Origin of the sequence: Anaerobacillus alkalilacustris (assembly GCF_001866005.1) — a bacterium.
GTDB lineage: Bacteria > Bacillota > Bacilli > Bacillales > Anaerobacillaceae > Anaerobacillus > Anaerobacillus alkalilacustris.
In genome coordinates this window covers 1-1,878 of the sequence record NZ_MLQR01000007.1, presented here as the reverse complement: position 1 = coordinate 1,878, position 1,878 = coordinate 1, and the positions used below count along the sequence as shown (strand labels likewise).

Annotated in this window: 9 tRNA genes and 2 rRNA genes; all 11 read left to right on the top strand. The window is 46.7% G+C overall.

What is annotated here, in order from left to right:
• Nucleotides 1–129: 129 nt before the first annotated feature.
• Nucleotides 130–245 (top strand): 5S ribosomal RNA (gene rrf, locus BKP37_RS06160).
• A 5-nt stretch (nucleotides 246–250) separates the two neighbouring features.
• A tRNA-Val gene (locus BKP37_RS06155) sits at nucleotides 251–326 on the top strand.
• A gap of 7 nt (nucleotides 327–333) precedes the next feature.
• A tRNA-Thr gene (locus BKP37_RS06150) sits at nucleotides 334–409 on the top strand.
• Between the two features lie 76 nt (nucleotides 410–485).
• Nucleotides 486–561: transfer RNA gene (locus BKP37_RS06145), tRNA-Lys, on the top strand.
• A 17-nt stretch (nucleotides 562–578) separates the two neighbouring features.
• Nucleotides 579–662 (top strand) — tRNA-Leu (locus BKP37_RS06140).
• Between the two features lie 9 nt (nucleotides 663–671).
• Nucleotides 672–746 (top strand) — tRNA-Gly (locus tag BKP37_RS06135).
• A 17-nt stretch (nucleotides 747–763) separates the two neighbouring features.
• Nucleotides 764–852, top strand: a tRNA-Leu gene (locus BKP37_RS06130).
• 103 nt (nucleotides 853–955) lie between these two features.
• Nucleotides 956–1,032, top strand: a tRNA-Arg gene (locus tag BKP37_RS06125).
• Between the two features lie 37 nt (nucleotides 1,033–1,069).
• Nucleotides 1,070–1,146 (top strand) — tRNA-Pro (locus BKP37_RS06120).
• A gap of 4 nt (nucleotides 1,147–1,150) precedes the next feature.
• A tRNA-Ala gene (locus BKP37_RS06115) sits at nucleotides 1,151–1,226 on the top strand.
• A 202-nt stretch (nucleotides 1,227–1,428) separates the two neighbouring features.
• Nucleotides 1,429–1,878: ribosomal RNA gene (locus BKP37_RS06110) — 16S ribosomal RNA — on the top strand; the annotation flags it as partial.

Sequence of the window (1,878 nt, the reverse complement as noted above, 5' to 3'; positions counted from 1 at the left end):
CGTGTGGAGCTGAGAGATACTAATCGGTCGAGGACTTATCCTAAAAATAAGAATTGAATTCACACTCAAGAATCTTAAATGTATGTTATCTAGTTTTGAAAGAATGATTTCTTTCAACTAAATATATTATCTAGTGGCGATAGCGAAGAGGTCACACTCGTTCCCATGCCGAACACGATCGTTAAGCTCTTTTGCGCCGATGGTAGTTAGGGGCTTCCCCTTGTGAGAGTAGGACGTTGCTAGGTATTTCGGAGGATTAGCTCAGCTGGGAGAGCACCTGCCTTACAAGCAGGGGGTCGGCGGTTCGATCCCGTCATCCTCCACCATTAAGATGCCGGCCTAGCTCAATTGGTAGAGCAACTGACTTGTAATCAGTAGGTTGGGGGTTCAAGTCCTCTGGCCGGCACCACTGCAACTACATTGAGTATGCAATGTAGCGGAAATGTGGCAAAGTTAACCTTATATTTATCTAAATTCAGTATCAAGAGCCATTAGCTCAGTTGGTAGAGCATCTGACTTTTAATCAGAGGGTCGAAGGTTCGAATCCTTCATGGCTCACCATTTTTACAAATTTATATGCGGGTGTGGCGGAATTGGCAGACGCGCTAGACTTAGGATCTAGTGTCTTTGACGTGGGGGTTCGAGTCCCTTCACCCGCACCACTAAAATTTGCGGGAGTAGTTCAGTGGTAGAACACCACCTTGCCAAGGTGGGGGTCGCGAGTTCGAATCTCGTCTTCCGCTCCAATATTATAGTCTGCTATGCCGGGGTGGTGGAATTGGCAGACACACAGGACTTAAAATCCTGCGGTAGGTGACTATCGTGCCGGTTCAAGTCCGGCCCTCGGTACCAAATCAACAATATCGTATCTGTTTTTTGTAGATTTATGATGAATAAACGTAATGGTGCAGGAACATGCTATATATGTTGATTAAAATTAATAAATGGCTATTAAGCGCCCTTAGCTCAGCTGGATAGAGTGTTTGACTACGAATCAAAAGGTCGGGAGTTCGAATCTCTCAGGGCGCGCCATATTATTATACAGTAGTTTAAATAATTATTAGTTCAACGGGAAGTGGCTCAGCTTGGTAGAGCACCTGGTTTGGGACCAGGGGGTCGCAGGTTCAAATCCTGTCTTCCCGACCATTTAGGGGCCTTAGCTCAGCTGGGAGAGCGCCTGCCTTGCACGCAGGAGGTCAGCGGTTCGATCCCGCTAGGCTCCACCAAAATTTTTTAAAAAAGTATTGACATAGCAAAAGGTGTTATGGTAAACTTAATGAGTTGCTTACGAAAGAATTATGTTAAAATAATGATTTTGTGTAGGGCGAACTTTAAGATAGTTCTTTGAAAACTGAACACACAGCCAAGCGAATTAAAAGAGATAGTAAATATCTCGTCAATGTTTTATTTTGAGCTTTATCAAACACTTTTATGGAGAGTTTGATCCTGGCTCAGGACGAACGCTGGCGGCGTGCCTAATACATGCAAGTCGAGCGAATGGATGGGAGCTTGCTCCCTGAAATTAGCGGCGGACGGGTGAGTAACACGTGGGCAACCTGCCCTGTAGACTGGGATAACTTCGGGAAACCGAAGCTAATACCGGATAATCTTTGGAGCCTCATGGTTCTAAAATGAAAGTTGGGTTTACCTAACACTACAGGATGGGCCCGCGTCGCATTAGCTAGTTGGTAAGGTAACGGCTTACCAAGGCGACGATGCGTAGCCGACCTGAGAGGGTGATCGGCCACACTGGGACTGAGACACGGCCCAGACTCCTACGGGAGGCAGCAGTAGGGAATCTTCCGCAATGGACGAAAGTCTGACGGAGCAACGCCGCGTGAGCGATGAAGGCCTTCGGGTCGTAAAGCTCTGTTGTTA